Origin of the sequence: Pedobacter sp. ISL-64 (assembly GCF_018613605.1) — a bacterium.
Lineage (GTDB): Bacteria > Bacteroidota > Bacteroidia > Sphingobacteriales > Sphingobacteriaceae > Pedobacter.
Genome location: NZ_JAGGPU010000013.1, coordinates 148,267 through 163,483, shown reverse-complemented (window position 1 = coordinate 163,483; position 15,217 = coordinate 148,267). Strand labels below are relative to the sequence as shown.

The following is a 15,217-nucleotide window of genomic DNA, read 5'->3' as shown; positions in this document are numbered from 1 at the left end:
TTTTTTAAAAGCGCCACTATTTCTCTATTAATACGGCAACATCGCGATGTACACTTTTATGCAGCTCTTTGCTTCTAACCCTGCTTAAGGTTTCTAATCTCATTCCTAAATAGCTTGCGAGATAGCGGAGCGGTATTTTGTTTAAGTCTACTTTTCCGCTTTCTGCCAGCTTTTGGTACCGCCGCAATGCATTGGGTATTCTGGCCAGTATAGATCTTTCGGATGCAGCATAGTAATGTACAGCTAACAGTTTTCGCCCGATAATGTTGGCTTCTTCGAAATGGGAATACGCATAGTCGATTAAAGTATAAGGAATGCGGATCAGCTCGCAATCTTCTAACGCCTGTAAATATTCTACAGAGTGGTTAGCTTGTAAATCAGGGTGACGAATAGCGCCTACAATATTATTTCCAAAACAAAACCAGGTGGTAATATCTTTGGTCCCATCTTTTATAAAACCACGAACAATGCCACTTTTTACAAAGTAAAGTGCTGCATTACTATCAACAGGGGAAACAATATGTTTATTCTTTCTGACTATGACCAGTGAGCAATGTTTTTCATACTGTGCAATAAGGCTATTGGAAAGCTTATGGTATTGTTCCATATACTGGAGAAGTGGCAGTACAAAAGAACTGTTGTTAGAATTGGGCATAATGTTATAAACTTTTAGGTTCAAAAAGTGATCTTTTTTGATAAATAATCATCCTGCTATTTTTATAATATACAAAAATAATATGAAAACGTGCATTTAAATATGTAATAATTGGCGAAGGTTGGTGGCCGTAAGCCCATGCGCCATTAGCTCGATTTTAAATTCTACCAGGTCGCCAGCAGTGATATTTTCATTAAGATTTGCTAAACAAAATGCAATTTCCTGTTCGTTTTCATCTTGTATAAGTCCAAAGCCAACCGATTGATCGATTTGTATTACCGTGCCCTTTCTCATTATACGTCTGTTTGCATTTAACTAACATACGTGTAATGTGGCTACAAAGTTTTTTGGCTCTCCTAGTCTTAGCGGGATGCTAAGACCAGCGTTAGGCTGTCGTTTCTTCTCAGCAATGACGAACTAATTTTTCCCAAATGAAAAAAACCTTTCCAAAATGGAAGGGTTTTTTTATGCCTAATTTAAATTTAAAAGCCTTTTTTGTTTGTAACTATTTGTAAATCATTTGTTTGTGATTTATTTTTCTTTTGTGGTATAAGAGTTGGCTAATGGCATGTAAAATCAATACAATCATGACCATACTCTTTTTTTTAATCCTAATCCTGCTCTGCTGGGCTACTTACAAATCAATCGACTGGTTCGAAAAAATCTAATATTATGATCGCATTATTTATTATCGCCATCGCCGTATTTATCTATATGATCTACGTGCTGATCAAACCCGAAAAATTTTAATCTTTTCTCCTGTACGGAGCGCAATTAACAAATCAAAAAATGAATACTGAATTAACAGGCATTATCGCCACCTTCCTGCTCACCCTGGTCATCGCAATACCATTGGGTAAATACCTGGCTAAGGTTTTTGCAGGAGAAAAAGTCTGGACAGATTTTTTAAAGCCATTGGAAACTGGTATTTACAAGCTTTCCGGAATCAATATTAAAGAACAAATGAACTGGAAACAGCAGTTAAAAGCACTGCTTACCATTAATATATTATGGTTATTTTACGGCTTTTTTGTACTCATCTTTCAGGATAAACTTCCATTCAATCCGGATGGCAACCCTGCGATGACGCCAGATTTGGCTTTTAACACCATTATCAGCTTTGTTGCCAACTGTAATCTGCAACATTATTCAGGCGAAAGTGGTGTAAGTTACCTTACCCAGCAATATGTGCTCATGTTTCTTCAGTTTGTAAGTGCGGCAACCGGTATTGCGGCTGCAGTAGTCCTTTTCAAAGCTTTTAGAGATAAAACAACAACTGAGCTCGGTAACTTTTGGGAGTTTTTTGTAAAATCTATTACCCGTTTATTGTTGCCCTTATCGCTTGTGGTTGCTTTAATCTTAACTTTTAATGGTACCCCGGCAAGCTATGAGGGTAAAGATCAATTTATTTCCCTACAAGGCGATACCGTCCATGTTTCGAGAGGACCTGCTGCTCAAATGATTGCCATTAAACATTTAGGCACTAATGGTGGAGGTTATTTTGGGGCCAATTCGGCACATCCATTTGAAAACCCAAGTTATTTTACCAATATGGTTGAGCTAATTGCGCAGGTAATCATTCCTATTGCAATGGTAATTGCATTTGGTTATTTCATCCGCAGGAAGAAACTAGCATGGACCATCTTTGGTGTTATGACCATCGGTCTGTTTATGCTGCTCATCCCGATGCTCAACTCTGAGCTAGGTGGTAATCCGGCATTGGCCAAAATGGGGATTTCCCAAACCACTGGTGCTATGGAAGGAAAGGAAGTCCGCTTTGGTCCCGCTGCCTCTGCTTACTGGGCTACTGTAACGACAATTATTTCTACCGGATCGGTAAATAGTATGCACGATAGTACAATGCCAATGTCAGGCACATGGCAATTACTGGGAATGATGATCAACTCATTCTATGGAGGTTGCGGTGTTGGTTTATTGAATTACTTCATTTACCTCATTGTTGCCGTATTTATTTCAGGCTTGATGGTGGGAAGAACACCGGAGTTTCTTGGGCATAAAGTAGAGGCTGGAGAGATTAAGATTGCGGCGATTATCACTTTGTTAAGTCCGTTTTTGATCCTTGCCGGAACAGCCATTGCAAGTTATGTTTTTACAAGTCATGGTGATGCCGCATGGGCAGTGCAACCTAAAAGCTGGCTCAATAACCCTGGTTTCCATGGATTCTCAGAAATGTTATATGAAATGACTTCATCCAACGCTAACAACGGCTCAGGGTTTGAAGGATTGGGCGATAACAATATCTTCTGGAATCTATCTACCGGTATTGTGATTTTCCTTGGTCGTTTTTTACCGATTATCGGCCCTGTTGCAATCGCTGGATTATTAGGTGCTAAAAAATTCATTCCTGAATCGGCCGGTACGCTTAAAACAGATACCAAAACCTTTGCCCTGATGACTTTTGCAGTTATTCTGGTACTGAACGCATTATCTTATTTCCCTGCCTTGGCACTAGGTCCTTTGGCAGAATATTTTACCATGCTTAAATAAATGAGAATTGTCACATTGATCCTGTCGAAATGCAGTTGTCAAAGGTCTTTCGACAAGCTCAGGATGACAGACCACACATAAATCTGTGAAATCAATTAAATCTGTGAAATCACATAATAAATAAAAAAATGAAACCCAATAATAAATTGTTCGAACCTGCCTTGGTGCAGACCGCACTAAAACAATCTTTCATCAAGCTCGATCCAAGGGTAATGGTCCGCAATCCGGTCATGTTTACCGTCGAAATCGGAACAATGGTAATGGCTTATGTGACTATATATTCTTTTAGTCATAGCGGACAAGGATCGCCTTTATACAATTTCTTCATCTTTTTAATTTTATTGCTTACTGTGCTGTTTGCAAACTTCGCCGAGGCCATTGCAGAGGCAAGAGGTAAAGCACAGGCTGATAGTCTCCGTAAAACAAGAGAAGAAACACCTGCAAAAGTACTATTGGCTAATGGAACCATCGAAATCCGTTCATCCAACCAGTTAAAAAAAGGCGATGTGTTTCTTTGCGAAACAGGCGATACCATTCCAACTGATGGAGAGATTATTGAAGGTATTGCCACTATTGACGAATCGGCCATTACCGGTGAGTCTGCTCCTGTAATTCGCGAATCAGGTGGTGATAAATCTTCGGTAACAGGTGGTACAAAAGTATTATCTGATGAGATTAAAGTTCAGGTGAGTACTGCCCCAGGCGAAAGCTTCTTAGATAAGATGATCGCCTTGGTTGAAGGTGCATCGCGTCAGAAAACACCAAACGAAATTGCTTTAACCATTTTACTGGCCAGTTTTACCCTGGTGTTTATCATCGTATGTGTAACGCTGAAACCTTTTGCCGATTATGCCAATACACCGATTACCATTGCCGCGCTGATCTCGCTGTTTGTATGTCTGATCCCAACCACCATAGGCGGACTTTTATCTGCCATTGGTATTGCCGGAATGGACAGGGCATTAAGAGCCAACGTAATTACCAAATCGGGTAAAGCGGTAGAAACTGCGGGTGATATTGATGTATTGCTTTTAGATAAAACTGGAACGATCACTATTGGTAACCGTAAAGCGACCAATTTTTATCCAACAGCAGGTGTAAACATTAAAGCTTTTACTGATGCCTGTTTGCTGAGCTCTTTGGCCGATGAAACCCCAGAGGGAAAATCAATCATAGAACTGGCTGCTGAGCAGGGTGTTAAATCTGACGGAACACCTCAGGGATCTACTTTTATCAAATTTACTGCCGAAACCCGCTCAAGCGGATTAGATACCCTTGACGGAAGAAGAATTAGAAAAGGGGCTTTCGATTCGATCAGGAATATCGTAGAAAAAGCTGGAAATATTTTTCCTTCCGATATCGAAAATCATGTAAAGGCCATTGCTACCAATGGAGGAACGCCACTTGTGGTGTCTGAAAATGAAAAAGCCCTTGGCGTAATCGAACTTCAGGATATTATTAAACCAGGGATCAGCGAACGTTTCGAACGTTTAAGGAAAATGGGTGTGAAAACCGTGATGGTTACGGGTGATAATCCATTAACAGCTAAATATATCGCAGAGAAAGCTGGTGTTGACGATTTTATTGCTGAGGCCAAACCCGAGGATAAAATGAACTACATCAAAGACGAACAGAACTTAGGTAAACTGGTAGCAATGATGGGAGATGGAACCAATGATGCGCCTGCCTTAGCACAGGCAGATGTTGGTGTAGCCATGAATAGTGGAACACAGGCTGCAAAAGAGGCTGGTAATATGGTCGATTTGGATAACGACCCAACTAAACTAATCGAGATTGTAGAAATTGGTAAACAGTTGCTAATTACACGTGGTACACTAACCACTTTCTCCATTGCGAATGATGTGGCCAAGTATTTCGCCATCGTTCCGGCATTGTTTATCGCTTCAATTCCTGCCTTGCAAAGCCTGAATATTATGGGGCTGCACTCACCAGAATCAGCTATCATGTCGGCTGTGATTTTTAACGCCATCATTATTCCAATCCTGATTCCACTGGCATTAAAAGGTGTGGCTTACAAACCTATCGGCGCAACTGCTTTATTGCGCAGAAACCTGTTTATATATGGTATTGGTGGTGTAGTAGCCCCATTTATTGGAATTAAAATAATCGATTTATTGGTCGGTCTATTTGTGTAAAGGAATCCGTCATTCCCGCGTATGCGGGAATCGTAATGCTAGAGCTTTAAGATTCCCAATCAAGTTGGGAATGACGCATCAAACAAAAAATTAAAATTATCATCATGAAAAAGTATATCATTCAATCTATCCGCTTAACCCTGGTACTATTGGTACTGTTATGCGTAATATATCCCATTACTGTGGCCTTTATTGGAAAAATGTCTAAAGGCAACGGTGGAGGAGAGAAAATCACCAAAAATGGTAAAACAGTTGGTTATGCGTTGCTGGGTCAATCGTTTACCAAACCGCAATATTTCTGGGGAAGACCATCAGCGGTTGCTTACAATGCAGCGGGTTCTGCAGGTTCTAACAAAGGGCCATCCAATCCCGATTATTTAAAGGAAGTGCAGTCTCGTATTGATACCTTATTAAAATACAATCCGGGCATCAAAAAAACAGATATCCCAGCCGATATGGTTACCGCATCAGGAAGCGGGCTTGATCCAAATATTTCGGAGCAAGGCGCCGCGATTCAGATCCAGAGGGTTGCAAAAGCCAGAAATATAGACGCGAAAAAGGTGAAAGAACTTATTGCCATGAATACCCTCAAACCATTTATGGGTGTTTTTGGCCCTTCGTCGGTAAATGTGTTGAAATTAAACCTTGCCCTTGATGAGCTTTAATGGTGGTTTAGCGAGAAATCGTCATCTCGACCGTAGTGTCCCAAAGGAACTCCTTCGGAAGAGAGATCTAATTAAACCCGTTTAAAGATCTCTCCATTTCACTGCGTTCCAGTCGAGATGACGATCGGACTATATCTTACCCAATAAAACAATCTGATAAAATAATATACAGATGAAAAAAATACTATTACTTGCCGCTACACTTACTACTACATTTTTTGCAAAAGCACAAGATGAACCTAAAATTAAAGTAATGGGTTATCTTGAGGCCTACTATGGATACGATTTTAACAAACCAGCCGATCATAACCGCCCGGGTTTTATTTATTCCCATAACCGTGCAAACGAGGTAAATCTGAACCTTGGATTTATTAAAGCGGCATACGATAGTGGGAATATCCGCGCAAACTTAGCGGTCATGGCCGGAACTTATGCCAATGCCAATCTTGCTGCCGAACCTGGGGTATTAAAAAATATCTTCGAGGCCAATGCAGGCGTAAAATTATTGAAGTCGGAAAACCTTTGGATTGACGCTGGAATCTTTTCTTCGCATATTGGTTTTGAAGGTGCGGTTTCGAAAGACTGTTGGGTACTCACTAGGAATATTTCTTCAGAGAATACCCCTTATTACGAGTCGGGTGCAAAAATTACCTATGGTACCAAAGATGGCAGATTTACAGCAACAGCACTTTACCTGAATGGATGGCAGCGCATTACGCGCCAAAATGGAAACAACAAACCTGCAGGCGGACTCCAATTAAGCTGGAAACCAACCGATAAGATCACAGTGAACTACAGTAATTATCTTGGAACTGAAGGTGTTGATTCGGTTAGGGTAAATAGGTTTTACCACAACATTTACGGCATTTTTCAGCTTACCGATAAATTTGGCGTAACCCTTGGATTTGATTACGGAACCCAGCAGAAACAAAAAGGTAGTGATGATAAAAATGAGGTAATCTCACCAGTAGCAATCCTACAGTATAAATTTGCACCGAAATGGGCTGTTGCCGGAAGATTCGAATATTATGAAGATAAAAACGGAATTTTTATTGCAACTGGAATGCCAGAAGGTTTTAAAACCAAGGGTTACTCGTTAAACCTTGATTATTCGCCCATAGCAAATGCAGTAATCAGATTGGAAGGAAAAGCCTATGATAGTAAAGACAAAATATTTGCAAGGGATGCAGCAGCGGTAAATGCCGATGCCACCCTCACCGCCAGTATCGCGGTATCGTTTTAAAATTTAATGGCGTTCGTCATTTCGAGCGGAGCAAAGCGCAGTCGAGAAATCTAATGCAGATCTCTCCATTGCGCTGCGCTTCAGTCGAGATGACGGCCAGTTTAGAAATGAAATTAACTTTTAAGATAATTCTTTAATAAAAACAATGCATCCATACATAGAAATTCTGTTCAGCCTGTTTCTGTCGGTATTGGGAATATTGATGATCAGAAAACTCAATTCTTTGAAAAGGAGAAGAACACCCAAGGTCAAGAGAAGTTATGCAACAAAAAAACAGATCAAACTGATTTCCAGGAAGATTTCACTTAAATTTATGATGGTATTATTTACCCTTATGATTGTTGCCATCACCATATTAATAGAAAAAGGAATAATGGTTGTTACCTGGTAAAAAGATCATGGAAGAAGAACAAAAAGAAGAATCGGTCAGGCACTTTTTGGATCTGGTTAAAAAATCCAGGCGCGGAAAGCTCAAAATTTATATCGGCATGAGTGCCGGTGTGGGCAAGACTTACCGTATGCTCCAGGAATCTCATGCGCTACTGCGAAATGGAGTCGATATTTGCATCGGTTATGTTGAAACCCACAAAAGAGCAGAAACAGAAGCCCTTGTTGCAGGCCTTCCCATTATTCCGCGGAGGAAAATTTTTTATCGAGGCAAGGAAATCGAAGAAATGGATTTGAAAGGAATTATGAACCGCCATCCTGAGATTGTTATTGTTGATGAACTTGCTCATACCAATACCGAGGGCAGCAAAAATACTAAACGCTGGCAAGATGTTTTCGATCTGCTCGAGGCGGGGATCAGTGTGATCTCGGCTGTTAATATTCAGCACCTGGAAAGCATTAATGAGGAAATTGAGCAGATTACCGGAATAGTGGTTACCGAACGTATCCCAGATAAGATATTGGAAATTGCCGATGAAATCGTAAACATCGACCTTACCGCCGACGAATTGGTTACCCGCCTTAAAGAAGGCAAAATTTATGATCAATCAAAAATTGAAAGGGCACTTGGCAATTTTTTTCAGTCTGATAAAATTCTTCAGTTACGCGAACTGGCCTTAAAAGAAGTGGTGCACCAGGTAGAACGGAAAATCCAGACCGAAATTCCAAAATCAATCAAACTTCGGCCTGAACGTTTTTTAGCCTGTATTTCTTCTAATGCAGAAACCGCAGGAGTGGTGATCCGGAAAACAGCAAGGCTGGCCTCCTATTATCGATCGCCATGGATTGTACTGTATGTGCAGAGCGATAGTGAAAGCATGGAACGTATTAAACTCGATAAACAGCGCCATCTGATTAATCATTTTAAACTGGCTACCGAGCTTGGGGCCGAAGTGATCAAAGTAAAGAGTAATGCGATAACCAAAACCATCATTGATATTGCAAACGAGAAAGAAATTACCACCATTTGTATTGGGAAACCCCATCTTAATATATTCCAGGTCATTCTGCGTACTGCGGTTTTTAATGGTTTATTAAAAAATTTAGCAATGAAAGACATCGATCTGGTTATTCTCTCTTAAAAAAGATGATCAATGTAATAGCCCTTCGACTACGCTCAGGGTGACATTCTAGGAGTATTGAATGTGGCATGGCAGAACCTTTGTTCATAAACCCGACAGCAGCGACAGCCCCGAATTTTTCAATGAGGGCTATAGCGAATGGCGGGACTGCAGGTTGCCAAGAACTGCTACAATTCATTTTCTGATCGTAAAAGATCATCCCACTACTATTTTAGTGTTTAAAATCCGTGTACATCTGTCGCTAAAAACGCTTAAATTAATGGTAGTAAGCTTTTCTCAAATTAGTCAAAACTATATGCCATAAGCCGGGTTGAAATAATAAGACTTAAGGAAAGCGATATGGAAAAAAAAGATACTAAAACACGTTTGATTAATGAGATTACTACTACAGGATTGCAAACTGTGGCGAAGAAACTAGGTGCTTTGGCAAGTAAGGCACAGATTAGAAAGGGTATTTCTAAAAACATTAGTTTAATTGACGAATTACTATGCATTGCGCTGATTAAAAACAAAGATTCGTCGAAAAGGATACAACAGTATATAGAGTTTGTTGGCCTGGGGGTTATTGCAGCCCATACCTTTTATAGCGGCTTTAAAAAGAGAAAAAGGTTATTGATTTTCGAAGGCGTTTTTCTTACGGCTGCTCTTGGAGGGGTACTATTGGCAACCCAGCCTAAAAGCTGTAAAGTAAAAGATTAATCAATGACGCCGTTTATTGAACAGGCCCGAAGGCTGTTTTTGTGTTTGCAATTAATAGCATCGCATTAATTATCTTTTTATAGCTATTCTCATATTATAATCATTAATTTTCTGCAGAATTAACTTTTTGTCCTTACCTGGCAGTTCATTTTTTAGCATACTTCTATGACACTTCTCAGCCAGAAAATTGTTCAGTTTGTATCACCCGTAGGGCAATTAAAATTTTATCGTAAACATTATTTAAAAATCAAAGAATGGATTTACAGTTAAAACATAAAACAGCTTTTATAAGTGGCTCTACCGCTGGGATCGGATTCGCAATTGCTGAAAGTTTATTAAAAGAAGGTGTAAAAGTAATCATCAATGGCCGGTCGCAAAGCAGTGTTGATGATGCCGTGAAATCGCTGCAAGGTATTGCTGGGAATGAATTTATTTCAGGAATAGCTGCTGATTTTTCTAAAGCCGATGAAGTAAGTAGCCTAATCGATAAACTTCCGGAGATAGATATTCTGATCAACAACGCAGGCATTTTTGAACCTAAAGCTTTTGAAGATATCAGTGATGAAGATTGGTTTAGGTTTTTCGAAGTCAACGTAATGAGTGGGATCAGGTTATCGCGGCAGCTATTTCCCAAGATGTTAAAGAAAAATTGGGGGAGGATTATTTTTATCTCCAGCGAATCGGCAGTGTTTATCCCAGATGAAATGATCCACTATGGCATGACTAAAACTGCACAGCTGGCGGTTAGCCGTGGTTTGGCAGAATTAACCCAAGGTACCGGGGTAACCGTCAATTCAATTTTGCCAGGCCCTACCAAATCAAAAGGGGTAGGTGTTTTTATTGAAGATTTAGCCAAAAATGGAAACATCACTATTGCTGAGGTAGAAGCCGATTTCTTTAAGAACATGCGGTCCACTTCCTTACTGCAACGCTTTCTTGATGTGAGTGAAATTGCAAATGCGGTTACTTTTTATGTAAGTTCGTTAGCCTCCGGAACCAATGGGGCTGCCATTAGGGTGGAAGGCGGTTTGGTGAGATCGATATTGTAGCTGATTTAGGCGTTTATATTATGTTAGTGAACTTTTAATTTATCGTTTTCAGCTGCTAAAAAAAGACTTTTAATAATATTGGGGAGCACTGAAATATTTTTTTGCCGCACGTAGGGGTAAGTGTCGTGTTTGTTGTCTCATTTTAAAATTAGACAGAAATGGACACAACTTCGACAAAAATTAAAAACCGCTTTACGGCATGCATCAATTTCAAAAAAGCATCCGGTGTTAAAGCATTAGGTTTAGCTATACTATTAAGCACAGGTTTAAATGGTTTTGCACAAGAAGGCAAAAAAGGTAAAGTAAATGTGGGTTTTGTATACCCGGTAAGCACAAACGGAACCCATGCAGCACTAGATACAAATGTATTTTCTTTAAACATTTTGGTTGGTGTTTCGGCAGCAGAAAAAGGGCTCTCATTTGCAGGCCTTTCCAATATCGTGCGTAAAAATGCAAGCGGTACACAGTTCGCAGGTTTTTCTAACCACATTGGTGGCAAAGCAAGTGGGGCACAGTTTGCGGGTTTTATCAATACTTATGGTGGAGGGAATGGGGCCGCTATTGCAGGTTTCGCCAATATCTCAAAAGAGAACAGTGGTGCGCAGGTAGCTGGTTTTATGAACTGGACTTCGAAAAATGTTTCTGCCGTGCAGGTTGCAGGTTTTATGAATAAAGCCGCCGACGTAAAAGGATCGCAAATTGCAGGTTTTATCAATGTGGCAAAGAAAGTGAAAGGCGTTCAGCTTGCTGGTTTTATTAACGTGGCCGATAGCAGTGATTATCCGATTGGGATTATTAATATTGTTAAAAATGGCGAGAAAAGCATTGCTTTAACTACCAACCAGAATTTAACTACCATGGCCACATTCAGATCGGGCGGGAAAGTATTATATGGTATTATCGGCGCTGGTTATAACTTTAAAAATAAAGATGAGGTTTATGCTTTCGAAGCAGGTTTAGGCGCTCACTTTTTTCAATCAGAACACTTTAGGCTAAATGCAGAACTTACCGCGGGTTCATTGCAAAACTTTAAACGTGGCAATTATTTCAAATCTACCTTTCAGTTACTGCCTTCGCTTAGGATAGGTCAGAATTTAGAAATTTTTGCAGGGCCATCGTTCAATTTTGTATCAACCAATACCGAAGAAGGAAAAACCCTACAGAAACACTATGTGAAAAGCTGGGATAGAAAAGACGATACCTTACATGCCCTGTTTTTAGGTTATACAGGTGGTTTGGCAATTAGTTTTTAAAAATGAATTATTGAATGACTGAATTTTGAATGAGGGAATGATTGAGTTTTGCATACATCCAACACTTACTCAATAATCATTCAAAATTCAATAATTAATAAACATATATATTTGATTACAATTAAACCCGTGGAATTAACAGTAGTAGCTTCCGAAATCAGCCATCAATACCATGATGATATCGCATTTGAACATTTGTTCAAAACGCATTACAATGCACTGCACGCTTATGCTCAGGTGATTTTAAAAGATGAAGATGTTGCTGAAGAAATTGTACAGGGAATGTTCTTAAAGTTTTGGGAAAAAAGAGAAAACCTTAAAATACAATCTATAAAAGCATACCTCTACAAGTGTGTTTACAACGATAGTTTAAACTACATTAAACAGGAAAAAACCAAAAGCAAATACCAGGAATTTACGGTACACACCATGAATACAGAACATGAACCTGCTGCTGCAAAAATCGAATTTACTGAACTACAGCAGCATTTAAGAGATGCCCTGAACCATTTACCAGAACAATGCCGCACCATTTTTCAAATGAGCAGGTTCGAAGAATTGAAATACCGCGAAATTGCCGATCATTTAGGGCTATCAATCAAAACGGTAGAAAATCAAATGGGAAAGGCTTTAAGGATTTTAAGACTAAAACTTGCCGATTTCCTGGTGTTTATTTTACTCGGATTATGGTATTACAACGATTTTTTTAATTAGAAGAAAGCGCATGACTGATGAATTATTGATAAAGATTCTTCTAAAAGAAAGTACTATAGAAGAAAACGAAAAGGTAGAAAAGTGGCTAAACGCTGCCGAAGCCAATAAAAAACATTTTACCCAGTTAGAAACCATATGGCAGGTAAGCAACACCCTAAAAAACGAAAACAAAAGGGATGAAGAGCAGGCATGGGCAAGTTTTAAGGCGAGAAGAGCAGATTTAAAACAGCAAGGTAACAACGGTAAGGGGTTAAATGTTGCTAAAGTTTGGCTAAGGATGGCTGCGGTATTGTTTATTGCCGTTGGGGGATGGATCGCATATAGTTTATACGGCCCCGGAAAATATACCGAACTCACGGCTACCTACCAGGTACGTACCGAAACCTTACCTGATGGATCGGCGCTTACCTTAAACAAGAATTCCAAAATAAGCTATGCCACTAACTTTAAAAACAACAGAAAACTGAAGTTGGAACAAGGTGACGTGTTTTTTGATGTAGCCAAAGATAAAACGCATCCTTTTGTAATCGATATCGAAAAGATAAGTGTAGAAGTAGTAGGTACCTCGTTCAATATTAAGCATATAAAAAAGGATACCGAAATTAACGTAGAAACCGGAATTGTGAAGGTGCGCATGGCCAATGATGAAATTAAGCTTTATAAAGGTGAAAAAATCCACATCGACGGCAATACCCGTAAACTGGTAAAAGAACAAAGCACCGATCAGCTTTACAACTATTACAGAACCAGATTAATTCAGGGCAATAACCTTCCGTTATGGAAACTGGTTAACACTTTAAATGAAGCCTACGGAAGTAATATTATGTTAGATGATAAAGTTAAAGATTTAACCATTACCACCACTTTCAAAATGGATTCGTTAAATGATATTCTGATCGTTACCTGTGAAACTTTAAATTTAAACTTGACCCGTAATGGCAACACCATTTTGTTGTCTGCTAAAAAATAATGAAGACAGGACTAATTATTTTATTGCTCTTTATTTCGGGCTATTGTAGCGCACAGGTTACCACAGTCGATTATAGAAGGAATTTATCCAAAGGAATAAGCTTAAATGTTAAGCAGGAACGGGTTGGCAATGTTTTGCAGATGATAAGCAAAGCTGGCGGATTCTATTTTTCTTACAACGGCGTGCTGTTCAGGCAGGATAGTCTGGTTAGCCTGAATGTTAAAAATGTTCCGGTACGTGAAGTTTTAGATCAGCTATTTGATGGTAAGGTAGATTATAAAGAAAATGCCGAATACATTATTCTTCGCTATGCCGTAAATCATTTAACAATAGAAGCAGAACACATTGCTAATGGCGACAATGAATATGCAATAAGCGGTTATGTAGTTGATACCCGAACAGGCAATAAAGTTAAACAGGCCAGTGTTTACGAAAAAAAACTGCTTCAGGCTGCACTTACAGATAACAATGGTTATTTTACATTGCGTTTTAGAGGCGAGCACAATGGCGTAATTTTAACGGCAAGTAAAGAAACCTATCGCGATACAGCCCTGGTTTTCCTGGCTGACATCAATATAAAACCTGAGAAATACGAAGATCCGGACAAAGAGAAAGGCGCATTTTTTACCAACACATTTGGAGGGCGGGGTATATGGCGTTTTTTGCTTTCCTCAAAGCAACGCATCCAGAATCTTAATATTCCTGATTTTTTGGCACAGACACCATTTCAGGCATCGTTTACCCCTGGCTTAAGTTCGCATGGCAGCATGAGTTCTAGTGTGGTAAACAAGGCATCTTTAAATGTACTTGGTGGTTATACTGCCGGAACAAATGGTTTTGAAATAGCGGGTGCGTTTAATTTAACCAAAGGCGATATTAAAAAGATTCAGGTAGCGGGCTTGTTCAATGTAGTTGGCGGATCAGTAAAAGGCACTCAATTTTCGGGTGCCTACAACGATGTAAATATGAATGTAGATGGTTTGCAGGTGACCGGTTTATTAAATAGGGTAGAAAGTAAGGTTAGAGGAGCGCAATTGGCCGGGGTGGGCAATCTTGCTGGCAAAGATGTTAAAGGAGTGCAAGTAGCCGGACTGATTAATGTGAGTAAAAATACCACAGGGGTTCAGCTGGCAGGTGTATTGAATAAAACCTCAGGCCGTTTAAAGGGTATGCAGCTTGCCGGATTGGTTAATCAAGCTAAAAACATGGACGGTTTTCAACTGGCTGTGGTAAATCTGGCCGATTCATCATCGGGTATCAGTATCGGGTTGATCAACCTATCCAATAATGGCTACCGCAAAATAACAGTATATAACAACGAGGTAATCAATACCAACATCGCCTTTAAAACCGGAAATGCCAAATTATATACCTTATTAATTGCGGGTAAAAATTTTTCAGATACTGCCCAAGCATTTACTTTTGGATTAGGCCTTGGTCATGATTTTATATTAAACAAACGCTTTGCTATCTCCGCCGAAGGAACCATTCAATCCATATATCTCGGCAATTTTGAAGAAGCAAACAACCTCTATAGGCTCCAGGCAAACCTGCAGTTTAATGCTTTGTCGAGACTTGCTTTTTTTGCAGGACCTGCGTATTCATATTACGTGAAGGGAGAGGCTATTCCTGGCGAAAAATATAAAAAAGAATTGGCTCCTGCCTGGCATCATAGCTTTAGGAACGGCACACAAGGTTGGCTAGGCTGGAACTTTGGTGTTGTAGTTTCACTGTAGATTTTGCCTGATTTATAGTCCCTTAATTAGCCGTAATTAG

Annotated in this window: 15 protein-coding genes; 13 read left to right on the top strand and 2 right to left on the bottom strand. The window is 39.6% G+C overall.

Features of this window, described 5'->3' with window-relative positions; all coding sequences use genetic code 11:
- Positions 1-16: 16 nt before the first annotated feature.
- Positions 17-679: a Crp/Fnr family transcriptional regulator gene (locus J7E57_RS17835; RefSeq protein ID WP_215131584.1), complete on the bottom strand. Its 663-nt coding sequence runs from the start codon at positions 677-679 to the stop codon at positions 17-19.
- A 72-nt stretch (positions 680-751) separates the two neighbouring features.
- The gene (locus J7E57_RS17830; RefSeq protein ID WP_215131582.1) at positions 752-949 is read right to left on the bottom strand and encodes a cold-shock protein; all 198 of its coding nucleotides are present in this window, start codon (positions 947-949) and stop codon (positions 752-754) included.
- A 378-nt stretch (positions 950-1,327) separates the two neighbouring features.
- Here J7E57_RS17830 and J7E57_RS17825 point away from each other — a divergent pair, with 378 nt between their 5' ends.
- The 13 genes from J7E57_RS17825 (at position 1,328) to J7E57_RS17765 (ending at position 15,177) form a co-directional block, all read left to right on the top strand.
- A complete protein-coding gene (locus J7E57_RS17825; RefSeq protein ID WP_082035969.1) occupies positions 1,328-1,405 on the top strand; it encodes a potassium-transporting ATPase subunit F in 78 nt (25 codons plus the stop codon).
- 39 nt (positions 1,406-1,444) lie between these two features.
- Positions 1,445-3,163: a potassium-transporting ATPase subunit KdpA gene (gene kdpA, locus J7E57_RS17820; RefSeq protein ID WP_215131581.1), complete on the top strand. Its 1,719-nt coding sequence runs from the start codon at positions 1,445-1,447 to the stop codon at positions 3,161-3,163.
- A 128-nt stretch (positions 3,164-3,291) separates the two neighbouring features.
- Positions 3,292-5,319, top strand: coding sequence for a potassium-transporting ATPase subunit KdpB (kdpB, locus tag J7E57_RS17815; RefSeq protein ID WP_215131580.1), 2,028 nt, complete (start codon positions 3,292-3,294; stop codon positions 5,317-5,319).
- Between the two features lie 104 nt (positions 5,320-5,423).
- A complete protein-coding gene (locus J7E57_RS17810; protein WP_215131579.1) occupies positions 5,424-5,984 on the top strand; it encodes a K(+)-transporting ATPase subunit C in 561 nt (186 codons plus the stop codon).
- Positions 5,985-6,156: 172 nt separating this feature from the next.
- Entirely contained in the window at positions 6,157-7,227 is a 1,071-nt protein-coding gene (locus J7E57_RS17805; RefSeq protein WP_215131578.1) for a porin, read from the top strand.
- A 145-nt stretch (positions 7,228-7,372) separates the two neighbouring features.
- A complete protein-coding gene (locus J7E57_RS17800; RefSeq protein ID WP_215131577.1) occupies positions 7,373-7,618 on the top strand; it encodes a hypothetical protein in 246 nt (81 codons plus the stop codon).
- 7 nt (positions 7,619-7,625) lie between these two features.
- Complete coding sequence (locus J7E57_RS17795) at positions 7,626-8,756, top strand: sensor protein KdpD (protein ID WP_215131576.1); 1,131 nt, start codon at positions 7,626-7,628, stop codon at positions 8,754-8,756.
- A gap of 339 nt (positions 8,757-9,095) precedes the next feature.
- On the top strand, positions 9,096-9,455 hold the full coding sequence (locus tag J7E57_RS17790; RefSeq protein WP_215131575.1) for a hypothetical protein: 360 nt from the start codon (positions 9,096-9,098) through the stop codon (positions 9,453-9,455).
- Between the two features lie 254 nt (positions 9,456-9,709).
- Positions 9,710-10,504, top strand: coding sequence for an SDR family NAD(P)-dependent oxidoreductase (locus tag J7E57_RS17785; RefSeq protein WP_215131574.1), 795 nt, complete (start codon positions 9,710-9,712; stop codon positions 10,502-10,504).
- Positions 10,505-10,662: 158 nt separating this feature from the next.
- Complete coding sequence (locus J7E57_RS17780; RefSeq protein ID WP_215131573.1) at positions 10,663-11,757, top strand: hypothetical protein; 1,095 nt, start codon at positions 10,663-10,665, stop codon at positions 11,755-11,757.
- Positions 11,758-11,868: 111 nt separating this feature from the next.
- The gene (locus J7E57_RS17775) at positions 11,869-12,471 is read left to right on the top strand and encodes an RNA polymerase sigma-70 factor (protein ID WP_251029963.1); all 603 of its coding nucleotides are present in this window, start codon (positions 11,869-11,871) and stop codon (positions 12,469-12,471) included.
- A gap of 10 nt (positions 12,472-12,481) precedes the next feature.
- Entirely contained in the window at positions 12,482-13,441 is a 960-nt protein-coding gene (locus J7E57_RS17770) for a FecR family protein (RefSeq protein ID WP_215131572.1), read from the top strand.
- On the top strand, positions 13,441-15,177 hold the full coding sequence (locus J7E57_RS17765) for an STN and carboxypeptidase regulatory-like domain-containing protein (protein WP_215131571.1): 1,737 nt from the start codon (positions 13,441-13,443) through the stop codon (positions 15,175-15,177). Before J7E57_RS17770 ends, J7E57_RS17765 begins: the two co-directional genes overlap by 1 nt.
- Positions 15,178-15,217 lie beyond the last annotated feature (40 nt).

What these genes read in the sequence shown, in the direction of transcription:
- J7E57_RS17800 (WP_215131577.1), top strand. Translation starts at nt 7,373, where the DNA reads ATGCATCCATACATAGAAATTCTGTTCAGCCTGTTTCTGTCGGTATTG.
- J7E57_RS17825 (WP_082035969.1), top strand. Translation starts at nt 1,328, where the DNA reads ATGATCGCATTATTTATTATCGCCATCGCCGTATTTATCTATATGATC.
- J7E57_RS17830 (WP_215131582.1), bottom strand. Translation starts at nt 949, where the DNA reads ATGAGAAAGGGCACGGTAATACAAATCGATCAATCGGTTGGCTTTGGA.
- J7E57_RS17805 (WP_215131578.1), top strand. Translation starts at nt 6,157, where the DNA reads ATGAAAAAAATACTATTACTTGCCGCTACACTTACTACTACATTTTTT.
- J7E57_RS17770 (WP_215131572.1), top strand. Translation starts at nt 12,482, where the DNA reads ATGACTGATGAATTATTGATAAAGATTCTTCTAAAAGAAAGTACTATA.
- J7E57_RS17790 (WP_215131575.1), top strand. Translation starts at nt 9,096, where the DNA reads ATGGAAAAAAAAGATACTAAAACACGTTTGATTAATGAGATTACTACT.
- kdpA (WP_215131581.1), top strand. Translation starts at nt 1,445, where the DNA reads ATGAATACTGAATTAACAGGCATTATCGCCACCTTCCTGCTCACCCTG.
- kdpB (WP_215131580.1), top strand. Translation starts at nt 3,292, where the DNA reads ATGAAACCCAATAATAAATTGTTCGAACCTGCCTTGGTGCAGACCGCA.
- J7E57_RS17810 (WP_215131579.1), top strand. Translation starts at nt 5,424, where the DNA reads ATGAAAAAGTATATCATTCAATCTATCCGCTTAACCCTGGTACTATTG.
- J7E57_RS17765 (WP_215131571.1), top strand. Translation starts at nt 13,441, where the DNA reads ATGAAGACAGGACTAATTATTTTATTGCTCTTTATTTCGGGCTATTGT.
- J7E57_RS17780 (WP_215131573.1), top strand. Translation starts at nt 10,663, where the DNA reads ATGGACACAACTTCGACAAAAATTAAAAACCGCTTTACGGCATGCATC.
- J7E57_RS17795 (WP_215131576.1), top strand. Translation starts at nt 7,626, where the DNA reads ATGGAAGAAGAACAAAAAGAAGAATCGGTCAGGCACTTTTTGGATCTG.
- J7E57_RS17785 (WP_215131574.1), top strand. Translation starts at nt 9,710, where the DNA reads ATGGATTTACAGTTAAAACATAAAACAGCTTTTATAAGTGGCTCTACC.